This is a genomic window from Alicyclobacillus acidocaldarius subsp. acidocaldarius Tc-4-1 (assembly GCF_000219875.1).
GTDB lineage: Bacteria > Bacillota > Bacilli > Alicyclobacillales > Alicyclobacillaceae > Alicyclobacillus > Alicyclobacillus acidocaldarius_A.
Map to the genome: position 1 here is coordinate 2,812,451 of NC_017167.1, position 26,963 is coordinate 2,839,413.

A 26,963-nucleotide genomic window follows, 5' to 3' on the forward strand; every position below is an offset into this window, starting at 1 on the left:
TGTTCCGCCGAGATCGTCGGCGCCCCCATTGAAGCGCAATCTGGGCGGTGTGAAAGTACCGCGTCCTGGGTTGTTCCGCCGAGATCGTCGGCGGCCCCATTGAAGCGAATTCGAGCGGTGGAACAACGGCCCAGCGAATTACTTGTTCCGCCGAGATCGTCGGCGGCCCCCTGAAGCTTGTCGCGGCTCACCGATACACATCCCTTCCCTTCGCCCGGAAAGCTTCTGCGCGCTCGCGCATTCCCACCGCGATCGCGTCGTCCGGCGTGAGCCCATGCGCTTCCGCATAGGCGCGCAGGTCCTGCGTGATCCGCATGCTGCAAAACTTCGGCCCGCACATAGAACAGAAGTGCGCCGTCTTGGCCGGTTCGGCAGGAAGCGTCTCGTCGTGGAAGCTCTCTGCGCGAATGGGATCGAGCGCGAGGTGAAACTGATCGCGCCAGCGGAACTCAAACCGCGCCTTGGATAAGGCGTCGTCCCAATGCTGCGCCCGCGGATGGCCCTTGGCCACGTCGGCCGCATGGGCCGCGATTTTATACGCGATCAAGCCTTCCTTCACGTCGTCACGATTCGGCAGCCCGAGGTGCTCCTTGGGCGTCACATAGCAGAGCATGGCCGTGCCGTGCCACGCGATCATCGCGGCCCCAATGGCGGACGTGATGTGATCGTAGCCCGGCGCAATGTCTGTCACGATGGGCCCGAGCGTGTAGAACGGCGCGTCGTGGCAGATCTCCCGCTCCCGCACGACGTTTTCCTCAATCTTGTGCATGGGAATGTGCCCCGGCCCTTCAATCATAACCTGCACATCGTGCGCCCACGCCCGCTTGGTCAATTCGCCGAGCGTCTCTAGTTCGGCGAACTGAGCCTCGTCGTTGGCATCCGCAATCGCTCCCGGCCTCAGGCCGTCGCCGAGCGAGATAGACACATCGTAAGCCGCCAAGATCTCGCAGATCTCGTCGAAATGCGTGTAGAGAAAGTTCTCCTCGTGGTGCGCCAAACACCAGGCTGCCATGATCGATCCGCCGCGCGAGACGATGCCCGTGACCCGATTGGCCGTGAGCGGGATGTACCGAAGCAGCACGCCAGCGTGAATGGTGAAATAGTCGACGCCCTGCTCGGCCTGCTCAATGAGGGTGTCGCGGTACACCTCCCACGAGAGATCCGGGATGCTGCCGCCCACCTTCTCCAGCGCCTGATAGATAGGCACTGTGCCGATGGGAACGGGCGAGTTTCGCAGAATCCACTCGCGCGTCTCGTGAATGTGCCGGCCGGTCGAAAGATCCATGACCGTGTCGGCGCCCCAGAGGATGGCCCAGCGCATCTTCTCCACCTCTTCCTCCAGTGACGACGACACGATGGAGTTGCCGATGTTCGCGTTCACCTTCACGTGGAACTTGCGGCCGATGATCATCGGTTCCAGTTCAGGGTGGTTGATATTGGCAGGAATGATCGCCCGCCCGCGCGCCACCTCGTCTCGAACGAATTCCGGATCCATGCCTTCGCGAATAGCTACAAATTCCATCTCCGGCGTGACGATGCCTCGCTTTGCGTAGTGCATCTGCGTGACGATCCGTCCCGGCTTGGCGCGTCGCACCCTGCGTTCGAAGGGGATCAGGCTCGGATCAGCCTCGAGCGGGCGCGACGGCTCCTTCCATTCCGTGTCCGCGCGTTCGTCGATCCACCGCGCGCGAAGCGCGGGAAGTCCACGCCGCGGATCGACCTTGATGTCGGGATCCGTGTAAGGCCCGCTGGTGTCGTACACGCGAATAGGATCGTTGGGCCGAAGCCCCGCAGAGGAGCTCGTCGCTTCCAGGGCGATCTCGCGCATGGGCACGCGCAGATCGGGACGCGCCCCCCCAATGTACACCTTCCTACTCGACGGGAAATAGGGGTCAAAACCAGTGGTCATCTCGCATGGCCCTCCTCTCACGGGAGGGGCGGGGTCGAGCGCCGCATTGGCCTGATCTTGAGGGGGAACCTGCAGAGGTGCCTCATGTGGGGAATCACAGCGCTGCGAGGCCGCGTCCTCTCGACTAGTCAGGTCATTCTGACAGATGGGCCTCGCGAACACTTGAGGGCTCCCGATGAGCCTTCTGCACGTGATGAATAAGATCCCTACGCTGGCATTACCCAGATCAGGTTCAACGGTCGGCAGCTCCCTAGCCGCCCTCTCAGCCCGGTAACACCGAGCTCCCGTTTGTGCAGATTTCATCTTCATGATAGGACGTGTATGCAAGGTGAGCAAGTGGTATACCAAAGTGAAATCAAAGCCGCGCGCCCTTCGGGCGCGCGGCCAGATGGAGACCAGATCCGCTTTAGGAGGCCTTCACTTCGGCCTTCGGCGCCTTCACCCGTTCACGCCGAGGCGCGATCAGGAGGAGGTATACGAGGCCGGTGACAATGGGCGCCGCGTAAGCCGAGACATCGGCTCCCCCAAACCACGCATTAGTCAGCGGGCTCTGCCACAGCGCACTGTTCACAGACAGGAACGTCGCAACCGCACCGACCACGAACGCGACAATCGCGCGCCAATTGAAGCCGCCGTTATACCAGTACGCGGATGTCGGAGAAGCGTCGACGAGATCGTCCGCCGCATAACGGCCGCGAACGGCGAAGTGATGGACGATGTAAATCGCCGCCCAGGGTCCCATGACCGTGATCATGAGATCCAGGAAGTTCTCAAAGAAGTCGACGAAGTTGTTGGAGAAGAACAGCGCGTAGATGCCAATGGCCGTGCAGATGGCGCCGTCCAATGCGACCGCAAAGTGACGCTTCAGCCGGATGCCCATCGACAAGAAGCTCATGCCGGAGCTGTAAGCGTTCAGGTAGTTCGCGCAGATGTCGCCGAGCACTACAACGATGAGAAACGGGATGGCCGCCCACTCGGGAATGGCCTTCGCGATGGCCATCACGGGGTTGGCGGAGAACGCCTTGGCACTGATGACGGTTCCCAGCACAACCCCGAGCCCCATCATGATGAAGTTCGCGAGGCCGCCCCCAAGGAACGTCGCCCAGACCATGCGGCTCGTCTTGGTCTCCTTTGGCAAGTAGCGAGAATAGTCAGCCGCGAAGTTCGCCCAACCGTAGAACGTGCTCGCCAACCCGACGGAGAGCGCGAGCAGGAAGGTCGGGAACACACCGTGCGCAGCAAGCGCGCTCGCAGGCGGGTTGAAATTCCATTTGACGTCGGGCAGCACAGCGAAGAGCACGAGCACCGTGCACGCCGCAAGAACGATGGCAAGGACGCGCTGCATGACGACGAGCGTCGCGTGGCCCAGAATTGGAACGAGGTAGGTCAGGAACAGGGTGATGACCAGCGCAACGAGCGTCGGCCCAACGCCTGTCGAAGGCAGGCCAACGTACTGCGCAAGGCTCAACATCGCCCAGACCGTGAGCACCATGGTCACGCTCTCCCAGCCGACGGCAGTGAACCAGCTGAAAAACGCGGGAATTTTGCCGCCGTGCACGCCGAACGCGGCGCGGGAGATGGTGAGAGTGACGGTGCCCGCGCGCGGCCCCGTCGCCACGTAAAGCCCGAGCGCCGCAAAGGAGATGGAGCACAACAGGACAATGAGCAAGCTCTCCCACACATTGAGTCCGAAGACACCGGTGAAGAGCTGCCCAGTCACGACACCGGTGAAGGTCAGAACTGCAGCAAACCACACATAGAATAATTCTCGAGGCATTCCATGCCGGCGGTGCTCCGCGATGATGCCGTTGCCCTCCGTCTCAAGCCGAAACGCCTCGTCGACCTGTGCCGTATGACGAAGCTCGTCCGCGGTGGCCATGGGCCGAACTCCCCCTCTATTTGGATGATGAAAACAAAAGACCTCGGGCGACCGGACCTAAAGGTTCGTCTCGCCATGAGGCCGTTGACGGGGAGATCGGGCACGCCACTCCCACAGCGAGCGATGGACTCGATTCTCACAGGGGTAGCCAGGCGCGGCACCGCTCTATGACAACGGCCTCGTAGCGCAAGCGATTTTCGGTCGCTTGGTAGAGACTGCCGAGCCATATTCCCGGCATTATACGAGGCCTTTTGGATCACACGCCTAGTGTATCGAGTGCCGACACGCGAATCAATGGAAGTTATCTCACACAGGCGGCGAAACGGTGACCTTTGTGCAATTGTTACAAATTCGACACGAGGGATTCGTTCGAGCGATCTTTCGACGTGATTGTGAGGTACGCGACAAGGACGACGATAACGACAGTCGTGACAAGCGCAACGGCCCCTCGGCCAAACCCAAGCCCCCCGTATGCTTTCTCGACGCCCAGCCAGTCCGCGAGGGAAGCGCCAAGCGGCCTCGTCATAACATAGGAGAACCAAAACGCGAAGATCTCATTCATACCCGCCCAGCGCTTCAGCACGAAGGGCGCGCCGAACAGCACGATGAACAGAATGCCAGAGGCGAAGTACCCGAGGTGAAGCGTCGTCGCCGTCATATCCCCGCACGCCGTTCCCATGGCGAAGGTGGCAAGAACTGCAGCCCAGTAGAACAGCTCTCGCCGCCGTGTCACGATGCTGTGAATGTCGAGCGTGCGTTCCGTTCGATACCAGGTGATGAACACCGCGGCCAGGAATATGGCAAAGGCAGAAGTCGAAGCCCAGTACGGTACCCCAAGGACGATGTGGATAGCGTCGGCGACCATGGTTCCAAACACCGCCACCATCGTCACGAAACTCCAATAAATGTAAGGGATATATCGCTTGGCGCGGTATTGAAACCAAAAGGCACCCCCAAATGCGACGGCGCCGAGCAGCACCGCCAAGTACTTGTTGAGGTGTAGGACCAAGAAGTCCGAAGTCGCTTCTCCCATCGCCGTCGTGAGGAGCTTCACAATCCAGAACCACACGGTGATCTCAGGGACCTTGCTGACCATCGGACGTATGCGCCGCGTACTCACGCGCGCGGTGGACATGCGCATCCCTCCTGTGCAGGCGCCTCGCAGACGCCGCCCATTCCAACGGTCATGGACGCCCGAGTGAAGCCGCAGGTTCAAGGCGATCTCGGCGTGAACAGCGCGAGAACTTCGGGTGCGTAGCCGCGCCGAGCCCCCTGACAGCTGATGGCCCGGCGGACCTGAAGCTGACAGCACTCTGCACGGTGGTACGCTCGCTCTGTGAAAGGCGTCAGGTGGTTGGAGATAAGCACCGGGATCCCACGATCGGCAAGTTCCTCCGCAATCCGGGCGAGATCGCGCTGTTCGCCTTCTCCGAAGCCCTGTGCCGCGTACTGGCGAAAATTTGCTGTCTTTGACAGCGGGACATACGGCGGATCGCAATAAACCACATCACCGGGTTCGGCCATGCGCATTACCGCGCGAAAATCGCCGCAAAGGAACTCCGCGCGCCTCGCTTTCTCGCGAAAATATCGCATCTCGCGTTCGGGAAAGTACGGTCGCCGGTACTTTCCAAACGGCACGTTGAAGCGCCCTTCCGCATTGTACCTACAAAGCCCGTTGTACCCGTGGCGATTCAGGTAGACAAACAGGGCGGCGCGGCGCACCGGATCACGAGAGGCGTTGAACTCCTCCCTGAGCGCATAGTACGCCTCGGGACTGTTGTTCTCCGGAACAAACAGTCGCCTGCAGTCCTCGATGAACGCCTCGCCGCACACACTCAACACGCGGTACACGGCGATCACGTCCGCGTTGATATCCGACAGCACGTAGGCGTCATAGCTCGTGTTCAGAAATACAGCCCCAGAGCCAACAAACGGCTCTATCAACCTCCGGCCAGGTGGCAGCGCGCGCTGAATGTATGGCAGAAGGCGGTACTTGCCTCCCGCCCACTTTAGAAATGGCTTCATGCCCCCCGCCTCCCCGTTGCGGCCGCGCGCGGCGGCTCATCTCTCCCTATTCTAATCGGAGTCAGATCCTCCGTCTACCGCAAGAGGAAGATGAGATCGATCTCGGCCAAGGAGTGGATCCCTGGCGGGGCTGTTGGAAGAACAAAGCCCTATTCCACATCATAGCCAGCCTCTTCGACGGCAGTTCGAATGGCAGAAACCGGTGTGGAATCGGCGTGGGTCACGACAGCTTCTCCCTTTTCAAGGCTGACGTCCACATGGGAGACGCCTTCGACGGCGGAAAGCGCGCGTGTAACCGAGCGAACGCAGCCGTCACAAGTCATACCCTTGACGCGAATCGTCGTGATAACCATGGTCTCACCCCCTCTCCGAAGCGCATGCTCCCAGGTACAGTCACAGCTTCGTGAACTGTCGAAGCACCTGAATCAGCTCGTCCACTTTCTCCTGTTCGCGATCCCGCTGCTGCAATGCCTCCGCCACGCAGCCCCGTGTGTGAGACTCCAGGATCGACAGTCCCACCTGATGCAGGGCACTCTTCACGGCGGCGATCTGGACGAGAATATCCACGCAGTAGCGATCTTCCTCCACCATTTTCTGCAATCCGCGCACTTGGCCCTCGATTCGGCGGAGGCGCCGGCTCAAGTCCGCCTTCATGGGTCCATAGCTGTGCGTGTGTTCATGCGATTCTTCCACGTTTCCCCCTCCGGAGCAGAACCGCCGCGCGAACGGCATTCGTCTTCTCAATCTGTATTGTATACCACACCCCTGTAAGGTATCTAAACCTTCACTTGGGCGATCACGCAGCACTCACTCGCTGCAACGTTCGTGCGCAGTCGACCTATTTCATGCGTGTTCGACAGGAAAGCTTGTCCTGGCCTGCTCAATGGGCTATGATGGTGACAAAATACCAAAGCCTGTAGGGCATCCGAACCCCGCGGCGCGATGAGTCACAAGTCCCGCGGACGGCGCGGGAGCCTGACTTCCTCGAACTGCGCAGCCATCCAGAACTACAACGACATCCAGAACAGCCCCAGGAACGTTCTCAATCGCGAAAACTCCCTTGGATTCAACACACCACGAATGCGTTCAGCTGACCCATGATGGATCTCGTCAGCAAGCAGCAAAGAAGCAAAAATATGAATTTACATTACATGTATATTAATACATGAAAAATATATTTTATTTTATTATTGCCTTTTTAAATATTATTTGATAAGATTGCACACAAACAAAGCTCCTCGAAAGGAGGGCGGGCCGACTTCCCTGCGGCCAACCTGACCGAGTCGCTGGTCTGACGGAGACGGATGTCGCGAGATTCTCATTCGTGAAAGGGGAAGAGGCGCATGGCCAACTTGGAGTACACCCTGGCGGAAAGCGGCACGATTCACATTGCAGAGGACGTGATTCAGACCATTGCAGGCGTCGCGCTCTCGGAGATTGACGGCGTGGCCAAAACGGGCGGCTCGGCCGTGAGCGGCCTCGCTGAGCAGATCACGGGCCGTCGCAACCTCACGCGGGGGGTCAAGGTCGAGTTTTCGAACGAATCGCAGGCGTGCACCCTCACCGTGCAAGTCGTGCTGCGCTACGGCGTCCGCATTCCCGACGTCGCAGCTCAAATTCAGGAGCACGTGCAGGCGTCGGTCGAGCAGTATACCGGTCTCCGCGTAGCCGCAGTTCACGTGCACGTCGTGGGATTGTCGCTTCGTGAGGAAGACGATGAAAGCGAGGGGTTTGGCTTGCCGGGCAAAGTATCCAATCTGATTCAACAAGGAACGGATCTAGTGAAGCAGGGCTACGACACGGCGAAAAACAAGGTTCAGTCCGCCGCACAGGCGACGAAGGACGCGGCCGCGGAGGCCATCGGAACGGCGAAGGAAAAGACCCAGCAGGTCGTGGACGCCGCAGCCGAAAAGGCGCAGCAGGGCGTGGAGGCCGTGAAGGACGCGGCGCAGTCCGCTTACCAAGCGTCTAAAGACGCGGCTCAACAAGGCGCCGAAACGGTGAAGGACGCGGCGAATCGGGCCGCGGAAGCCACCAAGGACGCGGCACAGAAGGCCGCCGAAGCGACGAAGAACACGGTCGAACAGGTGAAAGACAAAGTGACTTCGAACGCGGAAGTTACCCCTTCGGAGGCGCGCGTGGAGGACGCGAAGCAGACGGTGAAGGAAGGCGTGGAATCGGCGAAGGACGCCGTCCAGCGCGGGTTGGAGCAAGCCAAGGAAGCCGTGGAGCGTGGCGCCAACGTCGCAAAGGATGCGGTGGATCGAGCATCTGACAAAGCTAAGGACCAGTTGCGCGATTGACGCGTGATGACGCGTAAGGGGGCATGAAGGTGAACTGGTTTGACCGCTTGCTTTTGTTCATCCTATCCGTCGTGGCCTTGATTCTTGGCGTCGCCGTGGTGCTCATCGGCGCGGCCGTCCCCATTGGCTGGGCTCAAATGGAGCTTACTCGACAGCCGTACAACACCGTGACGATGGTCGTGGGCGGCGTGACCGCCCTCATCGCCATCCGGTTCCTGTTCTTCCGGCGGCGGCGGCGGGATCCGAAACTGGACTCTGTGATGGTTTCGGGCGATCACGGCCCCATCCGCATTGCCTATGACACCATCGTGCAGTTGGCCAACCGGCGCGGATCGCAACTCAGAGGCATGGCTTCTTTCGAGACGGTCGTGCGCCAGGGCCAGGGAGGACTGATTCTGACGCTGCGCATGCGCGTGTTGCCCGACATCGACATCGCCGCGCTCGCCAAGGAAGCGCAGAACGCAGTCAAGTCGTACCTGGAAGAGACGACGCACGTCCCTGTCGAGCGCGTCCTCGTCCAGGTCACAGAACTCGGCGACAGCAATCGAGCCATGCGCGTTTGGAGTGGTACCGGTGCGTGAGACCCTGCGAGGCGCTTGGGAATGGTTCGTGAACCTGCCACATCGCTATCATGGCCTCATATTGGGCGTCGCCGTGTGGGTGGTCTGGATGATTGTCGGATTCTGGCGGATGGTGTTGCTCGCCGTGTTGGCAGCCCTGTTCTATTGGTTCGGGCGCCTTTGGGAGCAAGAAGGCACCATCGCCGGGATTGCGGAGCGGCTGCTGGCTCAATTGGCCAGTCGCAGGCGCCCTCGCGACGGCATGTGATCAAAAAAGCCGCCGAGCACAGGCTCGGCGGCGTCTTTCGTCTTCGTGTCTTCGTGTCTTCGTGCTTCTATCAACGGTTGGCATCGCCGAAGTCGACGCCTTGAACGTATACATGGATCTGCGTGTTGTCCATGCCAATGTACCGATTGAGCGCGTCCGCCACTCGCTCCTGCACGTTCACCGCAGTATCATAGATATTTACGCCGTACTGCACGATGATGTACAGACCAACCTTGACGTCATCGCCATTCGGACCAATTTGGACATCGACACCGCGCTCCAGATTCTCGCGCCTCAGCACCTCGTTCAGCCGATCCATCACCTGGCGGCGCGGGGCCATGCCGGCCAACCCGGGGCACTCCAGCGCGGCCATGCCGGCGATCTTGGCGACGACTTCTTCCGCGATCTGCACCTTACCCAGGCTGGTCTCCACCGTCTTCGGCATCCTATCACTCCTACAGGATTCATAACTTTCCTCTATTGTACCATGTATTTTGGCATGTCGCAAAGGATTTTTCATCGATTTCAATCCAGCGCTCGTGCATCGAAATCTTCCGGCACATGTGGCGAAACTGTGTTACAATGAGAGCCACATGCAAATGTCGGCCCCGTCGCGGCCTCAGAGGGGATTTTCATGAACGACGCGCTGCGCTTGAAGATTTGCGATCTCCTTCACGAAAACGCGAAACTCAGCCCTGAAACCATCGCGCGCATGCTCGGCGAGACGCCGGACGTGATCGAAAACACCATCCGAGAGTTGGAGCAGGAAAAGGTCATCCTGCGCTACTCGGCTGTCGTCAACTGGGATAAGCTCCCTGTCAACCAGGTGACGGCCGTGATCGACGTCAAGGTGCTCCCGCAGCGGGAGGTCGGCTTTGACGCCATCGCGCGCAAGATCTACCGGTTCGACGAGGTGAAATCCGTCTCCCTCATGTCAGGGGGTTACGACCTTCAGGTGACGGTCGTCGGGAGAGACCTCCGGGAGGTGTCCCGGTTCGTTTCCGAGAAACTGGCGACGCTCGAAAACGTGACGTCCACAGCGACGCACTTTCTGCTCAAGACGTATAAATCGGATGGCGTCATCTACGACGATACAGATGGAGAAAGGCGACTGATGATCACGCCATGAACACGCTGTATGACCGTTTGTCGCCCGTCGTTCGCAACCTCCCCCCGTCCGGCATCCGCCGCTTCTTCGATCTCGCCAGCCAGATGCAGGACGTCATTTCGCTCGGCGTCGGCGAGCCCGATTTTGTGACGCCTTGGCACGTCCGCGAGGCGTGCATGTATTCGCTGGAACAGGGTTACACCACGTACACCCCCAACAGGGGGCTCCCTGAACTGTGCGTGGAGATTGCGAAATACCTCACCAAGTTTGGCCTGACGTACGATCCGTCTCACGAAATTCTCGTCACCGTTGGGGGCAGCGAGGCCATTGATCTCGCGCTTCGCGCGCTGGTGTGTCCGGGCGACGAAGTCCTCATCCCCGTGCCAACGTATGTGAGCTACAAGCCGTGCGCGCTGCTCGCGGGCGCGGATGTGGTGGAACTGCCCACCTACGCGGAGCACGGATTTCGCCTCACCGCGGACGCGTTGGAACGAGCCATCACCCCGCGCAGCAAGGTGCTCGTCCTGTGCTTCCCGAACAATCCGACCGGCGCCGTGATGGACAAGGAGGACCTCCAGGCCATCGCGGACGTGGTCCTGCGCCACGACCTGTTTGTGGTGTCCGACGAGATCTACGCGGAGCTAACGTATGGCAGCCAGCACGTGAGCATCGCCGCCATCCCCGGGATGCGCGAGCGGACCGTGGTGGTGAGCGGCATGTCCAAGGCGTACGCCATGACGGGCTGGCGCATCGGCTACGCGGCCGGACCAGAGCCCATCATCTCGGCCATGCTCAAGATTCACCAGTACACCATCATGTGCGCGCCCCACATGGCGCAGCGGGCCGCGCTCGAGGCGCTGCGAAACGGAGACGACGAGCGGGATCGCATGGTGGAGAGCTATGACAGGCGGAGAAAACTCATTGTGGCGGGTCTGAACGAGATTGGGCTTCCGTGCCACGAGCCGCGCGGCGCGTTCTACGCGTTCCCCGACATCCGCCCCACCGGGCTCAGCTCGGAGCAGTTTGCTGAGCGCCTGCTTCTGGAGCAGGGCGTGGCCGTGGTCCCCGGGAATGTCTTTGGCGATCCCGGCGAGGGGTTTGTCCGCTGTTCCTACGCCACCTCCGTGGAGCTGATTGAAGAGGCGCTCCGGCGAATGCGCGCGTTTGTGCAAAACCTCGCGTATCACCCGGTGCGGTAGAACGCGGCGCGGTGCGCCGGTGGAGCGCACGGCACAGCCGAAAGCGCGCTGTGCAGCTGTCCTCCGCGGGCGCGACCTGCGCCGTCGCGCTCACACCGTCTCCTGCACCGTCACCGCCGCGGGGCGCTTCACGTCACGCGCCAGGAGGGCTCCGGTCACGCCGATGGCCGTGAACAGCACAGGGATGAGCAGGCCCACGTGAAACCCGAGGGCGCGATCGCCCGGAAACTGGTCGAGGGCCGCGCCGAACAGTGAGGGCAGGAGCACGGCGCTCACAAACCCGCCCATGTTGGCAAAGCCGGATACCACGCCGACGCGCTCGACGGGAAACGTCTGCCGGACGATGGCGAACGTCAGCGAACTGCCGCCGTTGCCAAAGCCAATCAGGGCGAGCAGGACGGGCACAAGGGCAAACCATGGGCGCATGCCCATGGCAAACCACGCGAGCCAGCTCAGGAACGTGACGGCGTGCACGAGCGCGTAGAGCCGCTTCACCTGGCCAAATCGGCTGGCGAGCCAACTGGTGAGCGGCCCACCGACCATGGCGCCCACAAGCCCCACCATGATCATGGCGCTCGCCGCCGATCTCGCCATGTGAAACACCTGCATGAAGTAGGCCACGCCCCACGATCCCATGAAGCCCACGTACGTGCCGACGAGGCCAAAGTGACACATGGCGAGCGCGTAGGCCTGCCGCGAAGTGAAGGTTTGTCGGATGGCCTCACCGACGCTCGCGGGCCGCACCGGCTCGCCCGCCCGCTGAATCTCCCCGGCAAACATCCGCCTCGGCCGCCGCACGAGGACCTCATACAGCGCCGCACAGAGCCCAAAGAGAACCAAGCTCACGCCCACAAACAGGCTGCGCCACCCCCACGCGCGGATCAAGAGCGCGTACGGCACGGTCGCGGTCAAAGAACCGAAGCCAGCCGCGACGCCGATGACACCGAGCAGCGCGACGAACTCTTGGGCTCGGAACCACTCGTTGATGACGGCGACCAGGTTGACGAAGATGGTGGCATCTCCCACACCCACAAGGAAGCGGGCCACCAAGAGCACCCAGGCGTGCGTGGCGACGCCCGTGAGCAGCGTGCCGAAGGCGTTTGTCAGGGCCCCGAAGATCAAAAAGCGATTCGGCCCAAACCGATCCGCCAAGATGCCGACTGGCACCTGGAGGATGGCGTACGCCAGAAATTGCATGCTGTCCAGCAGGCCAAGCGCGCCCGCCGAAATGTGAAACTGGTTCATCCACTGGTTGGTCACCAGTCCCGGGGCCGTGCGCTGGCTAACGATGAGGTAATACGCCGCGAGCGCGGTGAAGAACACCACCCATCTATATGGGCTTTCCTGACGGGTCAATCTCGTCACTCCCTCGAGAAACGAGAGAAAACGGAGGCCCAGTACAGCCTCCGTTCTCTCATCTTCCGCGTCCATTGTATCGCGCGACCGGCGGATGGGCCAGTCGGCGAGTGACATCACTTGCGCATCGTGCTGATATCGATCACGAATCGATACCGTACGTCCGATTTCAGCACGCGCTCCCAGGCCGCGTCGATCTCGTCGGCCGAGATGATTTCAATTTCGGGCGTCACCCCGCGTTCCGCGCAGAAGTCGAGCATCTCCTGCGTCTCGCGGATGCCGCCGATGCAGGAGCCCGCAAACGTCCGGCGCTGCGTGATAAGCGCAAACGCGTTCACCTCCAGCGGCTCCGGCGGCGCACCGACATTGACCAGCGCACCGTCTGTCTTCAGAAGGCCCAGATACGCCGTGATGGGGATCTTCGCCGAGACCGTGTTGATGATGAGATCAAACCGGCCGGCGAGTTGGCGGAACGTCTCGGGATCGCTCGTCGCGTAGTACGCCTTCGCCCCGAGGCGCAGCCCATCTTCCTTCTTGCGCAGCGACTGGGACAGTACCGTGACTTCGGCTCCCATGGCCTTCGCGAGCTTCACGGCCATGTGCCCCAGCCCACCGAGGCCGACGACGGCGACTTCTTTGCCGGGCCCCGCCTGCCAGTGGCGCAGCGGCGAGTACGTCGTGATGCCCGCGCACAAAAGCGGAGCGGCCTTGTCGAGAGGGAGTGCGTCCGGGATACGAAGGACGAAGTCCTCCTTCACGACGATGTGCGTGGAGTACCCGCCCATGGTGTACTGCCCGTAGCGGTCGACGCTGCCGTACGTCTGGATGTTGCCTTTCACGCAGTACTGCTCGTCGCCGCGCTTGCAGTTCTCGCATTCACCGCACGAGTCGACCATGCAGCCGACGCCGACGCGATCGCCCGGCTTGAACTTGGTCACGCGGCTGCCGACTCGCGACACGACGCCGGTGATCTCGTGTCCGGGGACGAATGGATAGCGCACCTCGCCCCACTCACCGCGGGCCGAGTGAATGTCCGAGTGGCAAATGCCGCAGTAGTGAATTTCAATCAGCACGTCGTCGGGCTGAAGTTCGCGACGCTCAATCTCGATGGCGTGAAATGGGCTTTCCTTGCTCAACACACCGCGAGCCTGTGCCTTCACGTGAAGACCTCCTCGCTTCCCTATTACACATGGATGTAGTAAGCTGCAATCGTGTACTATTGTAGCGCAAGCCGGGCTTTGCGCGATGGACACATCGAGTCGCGCTGCGCATTAGTACACACTCGCGACAACGTTGTTTCGAATCCGACGCTGTGTTTTGCGAATGCCCATCATGCATGCACTGAGGAGGCATCGAGTTTCCCGATGGACCGCCGTGTGGTGAAATCGCGCCAGGCCATTCGCGATGCGTTCGTGGCGCTCATGAAGGAGAAGGATTTCGATCACATCACGGTTCAGGACATCACCGACCGCGCCAATGTGAGCCGAAAAACCTTCTATCTGCATTTTCTCGATAAATACGACCTGTTGGATCGCGTCATCGAAGACGCCATCCGCGAGATGGACGAGTTTGGCCAATGCGTGTGCGATCTCGACTGGGTTCCCGCCACTGAGCAGTGCTTTCAGTACCTAGCGGATCGGTACGACTTCTTTGGCACCATGCTCACGCAGGCTGGCGCTCCGTACTTTCGCCGGCGATATGTGGAATCCTGTATGACCTCATTCCGAGAGGAGATTCGCAAAGTCGTAGGGCGCCATCCCCTGCCCGAAGAGGATGCCATCCTTCAGTTCGTGGTGCACGCCTACGTGGGAACGGTGGAGTGGTGGTTGCAGCAGGGGATGCCCTACTCGCCCAAGGTGATGGCGGATCGGGTGGGGCGCATGCTCGAAGCGGTTTACGCACAGCTGCCGTCGCTGAGGCAACCCGTGCACGCGGGCGAGAACTCGCCCACCTCGCTCGCCCAGCTCGAGGCCGGCGCGTGATGCCAGAAGGCGCTCCCCCTCCTCGGGCGTCGAGCGGCGGAGAGGGAGCGTCGGCGATGCCCGCAGATCACGAAAGGGCCAGGATGGCTTCGCCCAGTACGTCGACGATGCGCTGCACCTCGGCCTCGGAGACCACGAAGGGCGGACACAGCGTGACGACGTTGTTGCCGCCCGGCGTGGTGTCTCCGTTTTTCCCGACGATCACGCCGCGCTGCCGACAGGCCGCGACCACGCGCCCGACGAGTTCTGGCGCAAGCGGCGCACGCGTCGCGGCATCTTCCACCAACTCCACCCCCGCCAACAGGCCAAACGTTCGGATGTCGCCCACGTGGGGCAGGCCCTGCAGGCGTTTCAGTTCCGCCGCGAGCAGATCCCCGAGGATTCGAGCGCGATCGACCATATTCTCTCGCTCCATGATATCGAGCGTCGCGAGGCCCACCGCACAGGAGGCCGGATGGCCGCCAAAGGTGTTCACGTGGCGAAGATGCGTGTACGCCTCGTCCCTCGCGAACGCCTCCTCGAATAATTCCGCCCGAACCGCCGTCGCCGCGAGCGGGAGATAACCGCTCGTGATCCCCTTGGCCATGGTGACGATGTCGGGGCGCACGTCATAGCGCTGATGCCCAAACGGCGCGCCCGTCCGCCCAAAGCCGCAGATCACCTCGTCCACGATGAGCAGCGCGCCGTGCCGATCGCAGATCTCGCGCAGTTTGGGCAAGTACCCGTCGGGCGGAACCAGGACACCGCCGCCCGTGATGACGGGCTCGGCGATCACGGCCGCGACCGTCTCGTCCACTTCCCAACGCATCACGTCGTCCACGTATTGCGCGCACTCCATCGCACACGTCGACGGCTCCTTCCCAAACGGGCAGCGGTAGCAATCCGGCGGCGGAACGTGGACGAAGCCAGGCGCGAGTGGCTCGTAGCGAAACTTGCGGTCAAACTGCCCCGACGCGGCGAGTGCCCCCATCGTGTTCCCGTGGTACGCGCGGTACCGGGAGACCACCTTCCATCGATGAGGCTCGCCTCGTTGGGCATGGTACTGCCGCGCAATTTTGAAAGCCACCTCGTTCGCCTCGGAGCCGCTGTTGGAGAAGAAGATGCGGTACTCGGCCCCAAGCCACGTGGAAAGCCGCTCCGCCAACTCGATGGCGGGCATGTGCGTGTGGGTCAGCGGATAATACGGCATCTCCGTCATCTGACGGTAGGCCGCTTCTGCGAGTTCTTTTCGCGAATAGCCCAGATTGACACACCATAGCCCCGACATCGCGTCCAGGTAGCGGCGCCCCTCGGCGTCGAGAACGTACGCGCCCTCGCCGCCCACCACCGCCATCGGATGCCTCGCCGCCTCGTGCGTCACCATTCCGTGCCACACGTACCGCCTGTCCTTCTCAAGCCATGCCGACGCACCCGCGCCAACCAACCCCTTGTCGACCGCCATGGGCATCCCTCTTTCGCGTCCTTGGGTGAATCAGGTTGAGACCAGTGTACCATACGTCTCCGGCCTGCGATCCCGGTAGAATTGCCAAGTCTCGCGGACCTCGCGAATGACCTCTCGGTCCATATCCGCAATGACCACCTCATTCCGATCTCGAGCAGCCACCTTCACGAAATTTCCCCGGGGATCGACGAGATACGACTGCCCGTAAAACTCCCCCATGTTCCACGGCGGTTCCCAGCCTACGCGATTGATGGCACCCACATAGTAGCCGTTTGCCACCGCGTGCGCAGGCTGCTCCAACTTCCAAAGGTATTCCGACAGCCCTGCGACCGTTGCGGACGGGTTGAACACAATTTCGGCACCGTTGAGACCGAGAATGCGGGCCCCTTCCGGGAAATGACGGTCGTAACAGATGTACACGCCCACCTTCCCGTACCGCGTGTCGAAAACAGGATAGCCTCCAGTGCCAGGCTTGAAGTAATACTTTTCCCAAAACCCCGTTTCCGGACGTTCGCCAGCCTGCACGTGTGGAATGTGGTGCTTCCTGTATTTCCCCAAATAAGTCCCATCTGCGTCGATCACGGCCGCGGTATTGTAGTAGACCCCAGGCATCGCTTCCTCGTATAGCGGAACCACGAGCACCATCTCGTGCCGCTTGGCCACCTCCTGCATCCATTGAACCGTGGGTCCGCCTGGCACAGGTTCGGCAGCCCGATACCACTTCGGCGACTGTTCCGCGCAGAAGTACGGAGCAAAAACAACTCCTGCAGACACGCGATCTCGGCTCCCTCCGCGGCAGCCTCCTCGATCATCGCCACGTGCTTTTCAATAGCCGCCTTTTTGTGCTCCTCCACGCTTCGATCGCCTGGAAGCTCGTGCTTCGCTTGAATGAGCGCAATTCGGACGTACCTCGACACCTATGCCCCTCCTCGCTGTCACGGGTGTGCGCTGATGTTTGTCACGGGATGCGCGCCGGCGAGTTCAGCCATGGGCACCATTTCGATGCATGCGACCGGACACACCGCTTCGCAAAGATTACAACGTGAGCGTCAAATCCCGCCCACCTTGCATTCCCGCCATCGCTGCATCAAAGTCGTACATGACGACAAACCCCGCCGGGAAGCCGGCGGGGCAGTTGTGCATACTATGCTTTTTTTCGTCCGTCTGCGGATGCCGTCTGGCAGGTGGTCGGACCACGGCAGCAAGTCGTTCATCGCCGTCTGGTCGTCAGTCTGGATGTTGGGTAGCCGTTCGAACAGGTACTCCAGGTACAAGTACGGGTCCAAGCCGTTCTCCTTGGCCGTCTCTACCAGACTGTACGCGATGGCGCTGGCCCTCGCACCCCGTGGCGTGTTCGCGAACAAGAAATTCTTCCGGCCGATCACGAACCGCTTGATGGACCGCTCGCTCCGATTGTTGTCCAACTCCAGATGCCCGTCCTCCAGGAACACCGTCAGCTTCGGCCATTGGTTGAGGCAATACGAAACCGCCTGCCCCAAGGTACTCTTGGGCAGTACCTGTTCGCTCTGCGCCCGGAGCCATGCCACAAACTCGTCCAGCACCGGCCGACTTAACTTCTGCCGCTGTGCGTGACGTTGTTCTGGATCCATGTCCTTCAGTGCGCGTTCAATCTTAAATAAGCGATTGCAGTATTCCAATCCTATCCTGGCCGCTGTCGGTTTCTTTCGCTCCTCTGCCGGGAGCGCGGTGTGTGCCTCGTGAAACTTACGTCTGGCGTGTGCCCAACACCCGACCAGCTTGACACCCGGAATGTCGTGGTACCCGCTGTACCCGTCCACGTGCAGGTAGCCCCCGAATCCCTCGAGAAATCGCCTTGGGTGCTCCTTCGAACGGGTCTCCTGGTAGTCGAACAGGACAATCGCTGGCCCATCCTGACCGCTTCGGTACAACCACATGTACGAGGTTGTTTCAGCCGATCGCCCCGGCTCATGCAGAACCTGCAGCGTTGTCTCATCCGCATGGAGGTACCGGCGCTTCAGAAGTTCCTCGTGCAACCGGTTGTACATGAGTTCGAGCCACCGCGTCGTCCCCAACACCACCCAGTTCGCCAAGGTCTGACGTGTTAACTGCAGGCCTTGCCGGGCAAACTGCTGCTCCAGACGGAACAGCGGCAAACCGTCCACGTATTTCTTGTCTATCACATACGCCAGCATCGAGGCGGACGCCAGGCTGCCCGGAATGGGTGGCTTGGGCATCTGCGCCTTGACCATAGGCGTTTCCGTCCCCTGCTGGTCACACGTCCGGCATGCATATTGTTGCTGGACATGTTCGCGTACCTTCGTCTGCGCCGGGATGTGGATGAGCTCGCGACGGATCTCGACACCCGCCTCGCTCATGACATCGCCGCAACACGGACAGATCCGTTCTTCTTCCGACAGACGGTACTCCACCCGCTCCACTGGAAGATCGGCAAGCATGGCGTCCCGTTGTCCAGGCTGCTTCTTGCGTCGCTGGTACGTCACCATCTCGAAGGTAGGTTCTTCTTCCTCAGGCTGTGCCTCCGCCTCAGCCTCGTTGAACACCAGGTCCAAGCGCAATTGGTCGTCCGTCGTGCGTTCGCTGGACTTCCCGAATTGTCGATGGCGGGCCAGACGAAGCTGTTCCAGCAGGAGTTTCACCTGCTTCTTTAGCTCCGCGATTTCCTTCTCTTGCGCTTCGCAGCGTGCCTGCAGGGTTTCCAGTTGGTTGAGGGTGTCCGTCGTCGTGTTCATCATGCACAAGAATTTCGACACACCTGCCGAAATCCCTTGACAGACCCTTCTGTGTTTATCGGTCTCACACCACTTTTTTCGCGGTAACCCTCCGGTGTGCCTTCGGTTGGTTCAACGGCAGTCCGTCCAACAGCCAGTTCAGCTCCCGGCGAGTGATGACGAGGGTCTTGCCGTCGCTGGTGTCTGGCCATGGAAAGCGCCCCCGCTCCAGCCGCCGATAATACAGCCAGAAGCCGTTGTGCTCCCAGTACAGGATTTTCAGTTTGTCACGCTTTCGGTTACAAAACACGAAGACCGCAGAGGAAAATGGGTCCAGGTGAAAGGACTCCTGCACGAGCGCCGCCAAGCCGTCGATAGACTTGCGCATGTCCGTGCTGCCGCAGGCCAGGTACACACGCAATTCCCCCGGTCCAGCACCGATGTTCAGCATAGCGAGGCCAGGGTGCGCACCACATCGCGCAGTAGTTCAGTGTCGTAACCAGGCGTGACCTCGATGACAACAGGACCTACACGGACAGACAGCGGCTTGTCTGACCCCTCAGCGGAAGGTTCGCCCACACGCACGGGGATGAAACGCGGATCCGTATCGCCATGTTGATGATCACCATAGTGGCCTTCTGTCTTCAACTTGCTGACCCAATACCACAGTTGGTGTTCCTTAACCTGATGCGCGGCGCACCAGGCTGCGCCCGTTAACCCGCTGGCCCGGAAGTCCGCTACACGGGCACGCCAAAGCTCGCGAAGTTTTTCGAGTTCGGCCTTCGTCACGGTGATCCCTCCGTCAATGGATTCTAGAGGGATCATCTCGCAGAACAGAACCCGAGACTAGGTGTGCGCTATTTGACGCTCACATTACAACCCACGCACTTCTCCACGAACACACTCGGCACGCGGGCTTCGGTATCTCCCGGTGCGATGGCTTGATGAGCGGCATCCAGGCACGCGATGTAACACTTGTAGCAGCCGATGCATCGATCAGCGTCGATGGAAGCCACCACACGGTGGTCGAGATCGAGCGACCCAAACGGCACGTAGTTCGGCAGCGCCTTCCCCACAATATCGCGCACGCCACCAATCCCATTCTCGTCCAGAAAGCGGTTCAGGCCGTCGACCAGATCTTCGACGATGCGAAACCCGTGTTGCATCACCGCCGTACACACCTGCACGGCCGAGGCTCCCAACAGCAGGAACTCCACCGCGTCCTGCCAGGTAGAAATTCCGCCGATGCCCGAAATGGGTACGCAGACGGCGTCGTCCTTGGCACATTCAGCCACCATGTACAGCGCAATGGGCTTGACGGCGGGTCCACAGTACCCACCGTGCGTCCCGAGCCCCGCAACCGTTGGCCGGGGCACCCATGACTTCAGATCCACACCGATGATGGAGTTGACGGTGTTGATCAGACTGATGGCGTCCGCTCCGCCTGCCACTGCGGCCCTTGCAGATGCGCGAATGTCGGTCACATTCGGGGTCAGCTTGGCGATGACAGGCACCGTCGCAGCGGACTTGACCCACGCTGTCTGGCGCTCAATGAGATCCGGGTGTTGCCCGACGGCCGCGCCCATCCCGCGCTCCACCATGCCGTGTGGACAGCCGAAGTTCAGCTCGATCCCGTCGACGCCCACATCCTCGACCTTGCGCACTGCTTCTTGCCACTGCTTTTTGTCCGGTTCAATCATCAGGGACGCCACGACAGCTCTATCGGGGAATCGGCGCTTGACTTGCCGAATTTCCGCCAGATTGTCTTCAAAAGGCCGGTCTGAGATGAGTTCGATATTGTTAAAACCGACCATCCGCTTATCTTCAAGGTGAAGCGCGCCGAAGCGCGAAGACACGTTGCGCACCGGCCGATCCGTGAGCGTCTTCCATACCGCCCCTCCCCATCCCGCTTCAAACGCGCGCTCCACCTGAAAGCCCGTATTGGTGGGAGGAGCGGATGCGAGCCAAAAGGGATTGGGCGAGCGGATGCCTGCCATTTCGACTGTCAAGTCGGCCATGCGAACCCCTCCGTCGCCAACCCATGTTTCACACGCCGGGACAGAACGTTTGTCAGCATCGCGCGCGCAGCCCGTTTCCCTTGTTCAACGGCAACAACCACCGTCGCGTCTGCCCCTTTCCCGCTCCACACGCAATCCCCAGCGGCATACCGTACGTGTTGAGACCTCCCGGAGATTGTTCACGCTCGTAGACAGTGACCTGCGCACCGGCGAGCGCGAGTTCCCTCGCGGCAGCCAGTCCCGCCGGCCCAGCGCCAATAATGGCAAATCGATACGGAATGGGCTGAGACGGCGGATCATACAGCGCCACACCACGCTCGAGTACCGCATCCGTCGCGTACTGTTGCAGACGGCCGATTTCCACAGGTCGCGAGGATTTCCCCCAAACACAAGCGCCTTCGCACAGTTCGTCCGTCGGACACACCCGCGCGCAACTCGAACCAAGCGTAAGCGTAAACTGAGACCCACATGGCTTTCATCCTCTCGTCGCTTGAAAATGTCATCATCAAGCCACGGGAGGGTTCTTGTATGCGAGAGCACATGTCTCACCAGGAGCGTCGTGAGCTTTGGCGTGAACGTATCGCTGCCTTCTACGACAGCGGCCAGTCCGCCAGTCAGTTTTGCGCTGAGCACGGTCTGAAACCCCATCAGTTCTGGTACTGGCTTCGCCGACTACGAAACGAAACCGCACCTGGCACGCATGACACGACGTTCGTGTCGGTCGTGACAACCTCTTCACCTTCGGACGCAGGCCGTTCGCCCCTGACCCTGCGCATTGGTTCGGTCGAGATTGACGTCCGTCCCGGCTATGACGCGTCGACACTTGCTGAGCTCATTCGGCTCGTGATGCATGTTTGCTAGCCTTCGACTGGACTTCGGATCACCGCGTGTATCTCGCCTGTGGCGCCACAGACATGCGCAAATCCATTGACGGACTCGCCGCACTCGTTCAGGCGTCGTTTCAACTCGATCCGTTTTCGCCATGCCTGTTTGTCTTCTGCAATCGGCAACGGGACAAGCTCAAAATCTTGCACTGGTCGCACAACGGCTTTTGGCTGTACTATCGGCGCTTAGAGCGCGGTCGATTCGATTGGCCAGAGACAGGAGATGCCAAGACCATGGTGATCACACGGCGAGAGCTGAACTGGCTCCTGGATGGCCTGCCGCTCGAGCAGCCGAAAGCGCATCGAGCTGTGCATGTCCGTTCTGCGATTTAAGTAGGCCACCTCAGCAGGAATCGGATCTAGGCCGTCGAATGCTTAGGGCATGACGCAGGAGAACGGCACCATCCTCATGACCGAACAAGAATACGAAGCCCTTCAGCGAGAAAAGGAGCAATTGCGCCAACAGGTGGCCTACCTGGAGGAGCAGATCCATCTGCTCCGTCATCGTCTGTTTGGGGCTTCCAGTGAAAAGCGGCGCAAGACCCCGGCTGAGTCGGACAGCGTCCAGCTCCCGTTGTTCAACGAAGCCGAAGTCGAGGCGGACGCCCAACCTTCGGAAGAGACCGGGGAAGCCGATGCAGAAGTGACGTCGGAAGGCGTGGAGACGGAGACCATCACGTATGAGCGCCGGAAGCCTCGTGCGGCACGGGAGCGTGACGCCTGGCTGTATCAGGGCGAAGCAGACGAGGTCGTCGAATACCGACTGTCAGATGACGAGCGAGTCTGCTCGAAATGTGCGGGTGAGCTTCACGAGATGAGCCGTGAGATCACGCGACGCGTGAAAATCATCCCGGCGCAGATGAAAAAAGTCGAGTACGTGCGGTACGTGTACGCCTGCCGGCACTGTGAAGCGCAGGACGTGGAGACCCCTGTGGTGCGCGCGCCGATGCCGAGGCCGGTGCAGGCGAAGAGTCTCGCGACGCCAGAAGCGGTGGCATACGTGATGACGAAGAAGTTCGTCGACGGGATGCCATTGTACCGGCAAGAGCAACAGTTTGCGCGGCACGGGTATCCGCTGTCCCGCCAAACGCTGGCGAATTGGGTGGTGCACGCGGCGGAGACGTGGTTAGAGCCGCTCTATGCGAAACTTCGCCAAGTGCTCCTGGCTCAGCGCTATCTGCATGCGGACGAAACGACTCTGCAAGTGTTGCATGAAGCCGGGCGCGCGGCGCAGACCCAGTCGTACATGTGGGTGTACCGGAGCGGTATGGACGGACCGCCTATGGTCCTGTACGACTACCAGGAAACGCGGAGCGCGGAGCATCCGCGACGGTTCTTGGCAGGGTTTCAAGGGTATCTGCACGTGGATGGATACGCGGGCTATGAGGGCTTGCCGGATGTCACCCTTGTAGGATGTTGGGCACATGCGCGGCGAAAGTTTGACGAAGCCCTAAAGGCAGTGCCTCCCAAGGAGCGAAAGGGCAAGACGGCTGCCGAAGAAGGATTGTCGTATTGCAACGCGCTGTATGCGGTGGAGAAGAAGCTGAAGAACGCAAGCGCCGAAGAGCGACAACGTGTGCGGATGGCCAAAAGTAAGCCCATCCTGGACGCGTTTTTGGCATGGCTTGAAAAGCAGGAACAGCAGATGTTGCCGAAGAGCGCGTTAGGACGGGCGGTGAATTATGGCCTGAAGCAGTGGCCCAAGCTGATTCGGTACGTCGAAGACGGGCATTTGGAGATCGACAACAACCGATGCGAGCGGTCATTGAAGCCGTTTGTGATCGGACGGAAGAACTGGCTTTTTGCCAATACGCCGCGAGGAGCACGGGCCAGTGCTGTGACATACAGCATCGTGGAGACAGCGAAGGAGAATGGACTGAATCCGACCGCGTATTTCACGTATCTCTTTGAACGGATGCCGAACATGGACCTCAAGGATGAAGCGGCGTTCGAGGCATTGTTGCCTTGGTCAGAAGGGCTCCCTGATGGGATTCGAGTGAGAAATTGAAAATTACAAAGGCCCTGCCCGATTGACGGCAGGGCGTCTTCGTGAATGCGATGCGCAAGGTGTGGTTCGGTTGACGCTTACCTCTTTTCCATCATCTTGATTTTAATTTTGGAGGATAAGTGATGTTAAGGTTTATATTACCCATTTCCAGTTCTTTTATTTTGCTTGTTTTGTTTGTGATAATGATGTTTAAGCTAAAAAAGACCTTAATCATACTCCCCTTAACTGGCGCCATAATATCATCAATTTTGATTATATTGCTTCTTGCCATGATGCAGAAATAAAGTTGTGTCCGATATCATGTGTAAAAAGGGGCTGCCAACCGAAAACATAAAGAGCCATCCGGGCCCTCTTTGGTAGAATGTGAGTTGGACAAAAATCACACATCTCAAGGAGGGTTCCCCAATGGCTCAATACCAGATTACCGTGGACGACGCGATTTTGGAAGGGCTCTTTCAGCGGGATGGAGGGGTGGCCAAGCTCGTCGAAAGCGTCGTCAATCAAATTCTCCAAGCGCAGGTTCAAGAGCAGTTGAAGGCCGCACCCTAAGAGCGTACAGAGGAGCGAAGGGGTTACCGCAATGGGACCGTCACGCGCACGCTCACCACACGGGTGGGGCGGCTCGTGTTACGTGTGCCGAGGGTTCGAAATGGCGAATTCTCAACCGAGCTTTTTGCTCGGTATCAGCGTAGCGAGCAAGCCTTCCTCCTTGCCTTGATGGAGATGGTGGTGAACGGCGTGTCGACTCGAGATGTGGCGAAGGTCACGGAGCAGTTGTGTGGCACGTCCTTCTCGAAATCGACGGTTTCGGATCTGTGCAAACGCCTTGACCCGATCGTCCAGGCGTGGAACCAACGAAGCCTCGCCGAGCACCGCTATCCGTTTCTGCTCGTCGATGCCCTGGTCCTCCGGATTCGGGAAGACGGACGCATCCGTTCGCGCGCGGCTTTGATTGCCGTCGGTGTGAATGACGAGGGGTATCGAGAGATTCTCGGCTTGATGCTAGGCAACAGCGAATCGGAATCGAGTTGGCGGGAGTTCGCTTGGCTGAAGCAACGCGGTTTGAGCGGCGTGGATATCGTCGTGTCCGACAGTCACAGCGGACTCGTCAAGGCGCTTCAGACCGAATTTCAGGGCTCGACGTGGCAACGGTGCCAGACCCATTTCATGCGCAATCTCTTGGACGCCACACCCAAGGCGTTGCAGGAGGAGGTGTACCAGCAGGTACGCGCGATCCTCGATGCGCCGGATCTGAAGACCGCGCGGTTGCTCAAGGAGGCATTTGTCGAAGCCTATGCAGAGAAAGCGCCGAAGGCGGTGCAGGTGTTGGAGGATGGGTTTGATGATGTCACTGCGGTTTTGGTGCTACCTGAGCGATATCGGCGGCGTTTACGCACCACCAACGGTGTCGAACGGCTCAACGAAGAAATTCGGCGCCGCGAGCGCGTCATTCGCATCTTCCCCAACCGGGAATCAGCGATCCGTCTGCTGGGGGCGTTACTGATGGAAATCGACGAAGAATGGACGACAGGGCGGAAATATCTCAACATGGACGAGTATGAGGAATGGAAGAAGGCGCAACAGGCCTGGAGAGAATCAGCTCAGGCTTGTGCAGCAACGGCCTAAGCGCTCACCGCTCCATTCGCCAAAGAGGGCCATTTTACACACGCTCTCGAACTTGACCTAAACGCTTACCGCTCCATTCGCCGAAGAGTGCAATTTACACACAACGTTGGACTTGACCCCAACAGAACCGATCTGCAATATCAGAACATTGGGCACTGGGAATTGCATCTCATGTTCTGGAGCGGTGAACATTGAGGGCATCTCCTCATGAGTCTTTAGGGAGGATGAATCTGTGTAGCTGAGCGTAACAGATGAAAGGAGTTCGACTTGGAATGGGTGTAATTGCACGACTTACTTGGTTTGCGAAGTGGATATCTCTGATTGGAGACGTGTGGTTTGCAACAGCTCTCATTTGGTACTGGAGTTCTACTTTGCATCAGCCATACATTCTTTCTCTTTTGGGTTTGGCGTTCAGCCTCCCGGGAATTTTGAGCCTGTTCTTTGGGGTCTTCGCCGATCGAGTGGGCGGCAAATTGTTGATTGTGAGCTCTGTGTGGGCACAGGCGCTCATTTGTGCGGGCGTCGCTTTGGCTGTTACTGATCGCAGCCGTGTCGGTCTAAGCATCACTCTAGTTCTCATCGGGACATTAGGAGTGCTTGAAGCAATCCGCAGCAATGCGATAAGCGTTGTGATGAGTAGCTTTATCTCAGCAGACTTACGGGCGCAATTTATCGGTTTGTTACATAGCGTACAATCAGGCATCCAGCTGGCGGCACGCTTCTTTGCCGCGAGTTCATTGATCTGGTTAAGCATTCAGGATATTGCTCTAATCGATTGTTTGTCATTTGTGATCGCGGGCATTCTATATATCTTTCTTCCTGTTCCTTTAAGAAAACTTCCCTCGTCGAATGAAAAATATTTTAGAAGATCTTATGTTTTAGATATTATTGAAGGGTGGAAAGTGATAAGGACAGATGGACTGTCCTTACGTTTGCTTTGCGTACTTTTGCTCTCAGGACCATCAATGGCAGTCATAAGTGGATACGTGGCTTGGAGGATAGAACGCAATCTCCATGCTTCAAGCTGGTGGTATAGCCTTTCGATTTCCATGGAGATGGTAGGCTCCATGGGTGCGGCTCTATTGGGGGCAAAAGTGTTCCGAAGGGTAGCCCGGCGGTTCGGTGTAACGTGGATATTCCTCCTTGATTTTTTGTTTATGGGAATATCGGCGTTTGCGATGGGGTTTTTTAATCGCATATGGGTGATCGTACTGTGCATGTGCTTGGTAGGTGTGCTGCAAGCTGGTCAGAACGTAGTGGCTCCTGCATATGTACTGGCCTCATACCCAAAGGAGATTATAGGAAGGGCAGCGGCCGTATTTTCAACCGTGGAAGCTGGAACCCAGGCCATTGGAAGTGCATGTATGGCCATTTGTGCAAAGTTGTTGCCTGTGCCATGGCTTTTTGTGGGAGCAGGACTTCTGCTGGTTGTTAGTGCACCGGTGATATTCATCAAGCTAAAGATTAAACTCGTTACAAGTCCCACGTATAAAAATGTTTAGTCCTATTGCATGTCCGAAAAGGAACGAAACGCTTGACGTGGCGCTATCCCAGTTAGAGTGTAAACGTCAACCGAACTACACCTTGACTCATGTGTCAGGCGTGGGGCTGAGCATCCGCCCGGCTCCGCGCGAGTGCTCAAGGACTCGTGCTTCCATACGAAAGGCCCCGCCGTCGCCGGCAGGG

The 26,963-nt window shown here is 59.5% G+C and carries 24 protein-coding genes, 4 pseudogenes, 1 CRISPR repeat array and 2 riboswitches (1 of these 31 cut by a window edge); of the genes and pseudogenes, 11 read left to right on the forward strand and 17 right to left on the reverse strand.

Features of this window, described 5'->3' with window-relative positions; genetic code table 11:
• A CRISPR array of direct repeats spans positions 1–178; the repeat unit is 37 nt; unit sequence GTTGTTCCGCCGAGATCGTCGGCGGCCCCATTGAAGC (it extends 442 nt beyond the left edge of the window).
• Positions 179–187: 9 nt separating this feature from the next.
• The 6 genes from thiC to TC41_RS13730 all read right to left on the reverse strand — a co-directional run bounded on the left by thiC (position 188) and on the right by TC41_RS13730 (position 6,506).
• The gene (gene thiC / locus TC41_RS13705; RefSeq protein ID WP_041695502.1) at positions 188–1,909 is read right to left on the reverse strand and encodes a phosphomethylpyrimidine synthase ThiC; all 1,722 of its coding nucleotides are present in this window, start codon (positions 1,907–1,909) and stop codon (positions 188–190) included.
• A gap of 186 nt (positions 1,910–2,095) precedes the next feature.
• A riboswitch (TPP riboswitch) is annotated at positions 2,096–2,207 on the reverse strand.
• 108 nt (positions 2,208–2,315) lie between these two features.
• Positions 2,316–3,788, reverse strand: a complete 1,473-nt coding sequence (locus TC41_RS13710) for a purine-cytosine permease family protein (protein ID WP_014465671.1) — start codon at positions 3,786–3,788, stop codon at positions 2,316–2,318.
• Positions 3,789–3,950: 162 nt separating this feature from the next.
• A riboswitch (purine riboswitch) is annotated at positions 3,951–4,053 on the reverse strand.
• Between the two features lie 78 nt (positions 4,054–4,131).
• The gene (locus TC41_RS13715) at positions 4,132–4,923 is read right to left on the reverse strand and encodes a COG4705 family protein (RefSeq protein ID WP_041695503.1); all 792 of its coding nucleotides are present in this window, start codon (positions 4,921–4,923) and stop codon (positions 4,132–4,134) included.
• A 77-nt stretch (positions 4,924–5,000) separates the two neighbouring features.
• A complete protein-coding gene (locus TC41_RS13720; protein WP_014465673.1) occupies positions 5,001–5,813 on the reverse strand; it encodes a Dam family site-specific DNA-(adenine-N6)-methyltransferase in 813 nt (270 codons plus the stop codon).
• A gap of 149 nt (positions 5,814–5,962) precedes the next feature.
• Entirely contained in the window at positions 5,963–6,166 is a 204-nt protein-coding gene (locus tag TC41_RS13725; RefSeq protein ID WP_014465674.1) for a heavy-metal-associated domain-containing protein, read from the reverse strand.
• Positions 6,167–6,206: 40 nt separating this feature from the next.
• Complete coding sequence (locus TC41_RS13730) at positions 6,207–6,506, reverse strand: metal-sensitive transcriptional regulator (RefSeq protein ID WP_041695504.1); 300 nt, start codon at positions 6,504–6,506, stop codon at positions 6,207–6,209.
• A 650-nt stretch (positions 6,507–7,156) separates the two neighbouring features.
• Here TC41_RS13730 and TC41_RS16045 point away from each other — a divergent pair.
• The 3 genes from TC41_RS16045 to TC41_RS13745 are packed head-to-tail and all read left to right on the forward strand — an operon-like array spanning position 7,157 to position 8,944.
• On the forward strand, positions 7,157–8,116 hold the full coding sequence (locus TC41_RS16045; RefSeq protein ID WP_014465677.1) for an Asp23/Gls24 family envelope stress response protein: 960 nt from the start codon (positions 7,157–7,159) through the stop codon (positions 8,114–8,116).
• A gap of 23 nt (positions 8,117–8,139) precedes the next feature.
• A complete protein-coding gene (gene amaP, locus TC41_RS13740; protein WP_014465678.1) occupies positions 8,140–8,697 on the forward strand; it encodes an alkaline shock response membrane anchor protein AmaP in 558 nt (185 codons plus the stop codon).
• Entirely contained in the window at positions 8,690–8,944 is a 255-nt protein-coding gene (locus TC41_RS13745) for a DUF2273 domain-containing protein (RefSeq protein ID WP_041695505.1), read from the forward strand. The genes amaP and TC41_RS13745 overlap by 8 nt, the downstream gene beginning before the upstream one ends.
• Before the next feature lie 70 nt (positions 8,945–9,014).
• On the opposite strand, the gene TC41_RS13750 is transcribed toward TC41_RS13745, so the two are convergent.
• Positions 9,015–9,389 carry an Asp23/Gls24 family envelope stress response protein gene (locus tag TC41_RS13750; RefSeq protein WP_014465681.1) on the reverse strand — a complete coding sequence of 125 codons (375 nt, stop codon included), beginning with the start codon at positions 9,387–9,389 and terminating at the stop codon, positions 9,015–9,017.
• Between the two features lie 189 nt (positions 9,390–9,578).
• Here TC41_RS13750 and TC41_RS13755 point away from each other — a divergent pair, with 189 nt between their 5' ends.
• A complete protein-coding gene (locus TC41_RS13755) occupies positions 9,579–10,073 on the forward strand; it encodes an Lrp/AsnC family transcriptional regulator (protein ID WP_014465682.1) in 495 nt (164 codons plus the stop codon).
• Positions 10,070–11,251, forward strand: coding sequence for an aminotransferase class I/II-fold pyridoxal phosphate-dependent enzyme (locus TC41_RS13760; protein ID WP_014465683.1), 1,182 nt, complete (start codon positions 10,070–10,072; stop codon positions 11,249–11,251). Before TC41_RS13755 ends, TC41_RS13760 begins: the two co-directional genes overlap by 4 nt.
• Positions 11,252–11,341: 90 nt before the next feature.
• On the opposite strand, the gene TC41_RS13765 is transcribed toward TC41_RS13760, so the two are convergent.
• Positions 11,342–12,607, reverse strand: coding sequence for an MFS transporter (locus TC41_RS13765; protein WP_041695947.1), 1,266 nt, complete (start codon positions 12,605–12,607; stop codon positions 11,342–11,344).
• Between the two features lie 116 nt (positions 12,608–12,723).
• On the reverse strand, positions 12,724–13,767 hold the full coding sequence (locus TC41_RS13770) for an NAD(P)-dependent alcohol dehydrogenase (protein WP_014465685.1): 1,044 nt from the start codon (positions 13,765–13,767) through the stop codon (positions 12,724–12,726).
• Between the two features lie 204 nt (positions 13,768–13,971).
• On the opposite strand from TC41_RS13770, the gene TC41_RS13775 reads away from it, so the two are divergent.
• Entirely contained in the window at positions 13,972–14,589 is a 618-nt protein-coding gene (locus tag TC41_RS13775; RefSeq protein WP_014465686.1) for a TetR/AcrR family transcriptional regulator, read from the forward strand.
• A gap of 67 nt (positions 14,590–14,656) precedes the next feature.
• Here TC41_RS13775 and TC41_RS13780 read toward each other — a convergent pair whose 3' ends face one another.
• From TC41_RS13780 to TC41_RS16965, 8 genes and pseudogenes are all read right to left on the reverse strand, one after another.
• The gene (locus TC41_RS13780; RefSeq protein ID WP_014465687.1) at positions 14,657–16,036 is read right to left on the reverse strand and encodes an aspartate aminotransferase family protein; all 1,380 of its coding nucleotides are present in this window, start codon (positions 16,034–16,036) and stop codon (positions 14,657–14,659) included.
• 24 nt (positions 16,037–16,060) lie between these two features.
• Positions 16,061–16,947: pseudogene (locus TC41_RS13785) on the reverse strand (nitrilase-related carbon-nitrogen hydrolase).
• 261 nt (positions 16,948–17,208) lie between these two features.
• A pseudogene (tnpC, locus tag TC41_RS13790) lies at positions 17,209–18,762 on the reverse strand (IS66 family transposase); the annotation flags it as partial.
• A 64-nt stretch (positions 18,763–18,826) separates the two neighbouring features.
• Positions 18,827–19,192: an IS66 family insertion sequence element accessory protein TnpB gene (gene tnpB, locus TC41_RS13795; protein ID WP_014465690.1), complete on the reverse strand. Its 366-nt coding sequence runs from the start codon at positions 19,190–19,192 to the stop codon at positions 18,827–18,829.
• Positions 19,186–19,530, reverse strand: a complete 345-nt coding sequence (tnpA, locus tag TC41_RS13800) for an IS66 family insertion sequence element accessory protein TnpA (RefSeq protein ID WP_041694815.1) — start codon at positions 19,528–19,530, stop codon at positions 19,186–19,188. Before tnpA (TC41_RS13800) ends, tnpB (TC41_RS13795) begins: the two co-directional genes overlap by 7 nt.
• A gap of 68 nt (positions 19,531–19,598) precedes the next feature.
• Entirely contained in the window at positions 19,599–20,759 is a 1,161-nt protein-coding gene (gene preA, locus TC41_RS13805) for an NAD-dependent dihydropyrimidine dehydrogenase subunit PreA (protein ID WP_014465691.1), read from the reverse strand.
• Between the two features lie 52 nt (positions 20,760–20,811).
• On the reverse strand, positions 20,812–21,123 hold the full coding sequence (locus TC41_RS13810) for an FAD-dependent oxidoreductase (RefSeq protein WP_014465692.1): 312 nt from the start codon (positions 21,121–21,123) through the stop codon (positions 20,812–20,814).
• 9 nt (positions 21,124–21,132) lie between these two features.
• A pseudogene (locus TC41_RS16965) lies at positions 21,133–21,183 on the reverse strand (hypothetical protein); the annotation flags it as partial.
• A gap of 116 nt (positions 21,184–21,299) precedes the next feature.
• On the opposite strand from TC41_RS16965, the gene tnpA (TC41_RS13815) reads away from it, so the two are divergent.
• The 5 genes and pseudogenes from tnpA (TC41_RS13815) (at position 21,300) to TC41_RS13835 (ending at position 26,779) form a co-directional block, all read left to right on the forward strand.
• A complete protein-coding gene (tnpA, locus tag TC41_RS13815; protein WP_014463249.1) occupies positions 21,300–21,620 on the forward strand; it encodes an IS66 family insertion sequence element accessory protein TnpA in 321 nt (106 codons plus the stop codon).
• Positions 21,621–21,673: 53 nt separating this feature from the next.
• Complete coding sequence (gene tnpB / locus TC41_RS13820; protein ID WP_049784400.1) at positions 21,674–21,976, forward strand: IS66 family insertion sequence element accessory protein TnpB; 303 nt, start codon at positions 21,674–21,676, stop codon at positions 21,974–21,976.
• Positions 21,977–22,025: 49 nt separating this feature from the next.
• Positions 22,026–23,651 (forward strand): IS66 family transposase, encoded by a 1,626-nt coding sequence (gene tnpC / locus TC41_RS13825; RefSeq protein WP_014465693.1) that lies wholly within the window; start codon positions 22,026–22,028, stop codon positions 23,649–23,651.
• 405 nt (positions 23,652–24,056) lie between these two features.
• Positions 24,057–25,277 (forward strand): annotated as a pseudogene (locus TC41_RS13830) (IS256 family transposase).
• A gap of 272 nt (positions 25,278–25,549) precedes the next feature.
• Positions 25,550–26,779 carry an MFS transporter gene (locus TC41_RS13835; protein WP_012810852.1) on the forward strand — a complete coding sequence of 410 codons (1,230 nt, stop codon included), beginning with the start codon at positions 25,550–25,552 and terminating at the stop codon, positions 26,777–26,779.
• The last annotated feature ends 184 nt before the right edge of the window (positions 26,780–26,963 follow it).

What these genes read in the sequence shown, in the direction of transcription:
- thiC (WP_041695502.1), bottom strand. Translation starts at nt 1,909, where the DNA reads ATGACCACTGGTTTTGACCCCTATTTCCCGTCGAGTAGGAAGGTGTAC.
- TC41_RS13710 (WP_014465671.1), bottom strand. Translation starts at nt 3,788, where the DNA reads ATGGCCACCGCGGACGAGCTTCGTCATACGGCACAGGTCGACGAGGCG.
- TC41_RS13715 (WP_041695503.1), bottom strand. Translation starts at nt 4,923, where the DNA reads ATGTCCACCGCGCGCGTGAGTACGCGGCGCATACGTCCGATGGTCAGC.
- TC41_RS13720 (WP_014465673.1), bottom strand. Translation starts at nt 5,813, where the DNA reads ATGAAGCCATTTCTAAAGTGGGCGGGAGGCAAGTACCGCCTTCTGCCA.
- TC41_RS13725 (WP_014465674.1), bottom strand. Translation starts at nt 6,166, where the DNA reads ATGGTTATCACGACGATTCGCGTCAAGGGTATGACTTGTGACGGCTGC.
- TC41_RS16045 (WP_014465677.1), top strand. Translation starts at nt 7,157, where the DNA reads ATGGCCAACTTGGAGTACACCCTGGCGGAAAGCGGCACGATTCACATT.
- amaP (WP_014465678.1), top strand. Translation starts at nt 8,140, where the DNA reads ATGAAGGTGAACTGGTTTGACCGCTTGCTTTTGTTCATCCTATCCGTC.
- TC41_RS13750 (WP_014465681.1), bottom strand. Translation starts at nt 9,389, where the DNA reads ATGCCGAAGACGGTGGAGACCAGCCTGGGTAAGGTGCAGATCGCGGAA.
- TC41_RS13755 (WP_014465682.1), top strand. Translation starts at nt 9,579, where the DNA reads ATGAACGACGCGCTGCGCTTGAAGATTTGCGATCTCCTTCACGAAAAC.
- TC41_RS13760 (WP_014465683.1), top strand. Translation starts at nt 10,070, where the DNA reads ATGAACACGCTGTATGACCGTTTGTCGCCCGTCGTTCGCAACCTCCCC.
- TC41_RS13775 (WP_014465686.1), top strand. Translation starts at nt 13,972, where the DNA reads ATGGACCGCCGTGTGGTGAAATCGCGCCAGGCCATTCGCGATGCGTTC.
- TC41_RS13780 (WP_014465687.1), bottom strand. Translation starts at nt 16,036, where the DNA reads ATGCCCATGGCGGTCGACAAGGGGTTGGTTGGCGCGGGTGCGTCGGCA.
- tnpB (WP_014465690.1), bottom strand. Translation starts at nt 19,192, where the DNA reads ATGCTGAACATCGGTGCTGGACCGGGGGAATTGCGTGTGTACCTGGCC.
- preA (WP_014465691.1), bottom strand. Translation starts at nt 20,759, where the DNA reads ATGGCCGACTTGACAGTCGAAATGGCAGGCATCCGCTCGCCCAATCCC.
- tnpA (WP_014463249.1), top strand. Translation starts at nt 21,300, where the DNA reads ATGTCTCACCAGGAGCGTCGTGAGCTTTGGCGTGAACGTATCGCTGCC.
- tnpB (WP_049784400.1), top strand. Translation starts at nt 21,674, where the DNA reads ATGCGCAAATCCATTGACGGACTCGCCGCACTCGTTCAGGCGTCGTTT.
- tnpC (WP_014465693.1), top strand. Translation starts at nt 22,026, where the DNA reads ATGACGCAGGAGAACGGCACCATCCTCATGACCGAACAAGAATACGAA.
- TC41_RS13835 (WP_012810852.1), top strand. Translation starts at nt 25,550, where the DNA reads ATGGGTGTAATTGCACGACTTACTTGGTTTGCGAAGTGGATATCTCTG.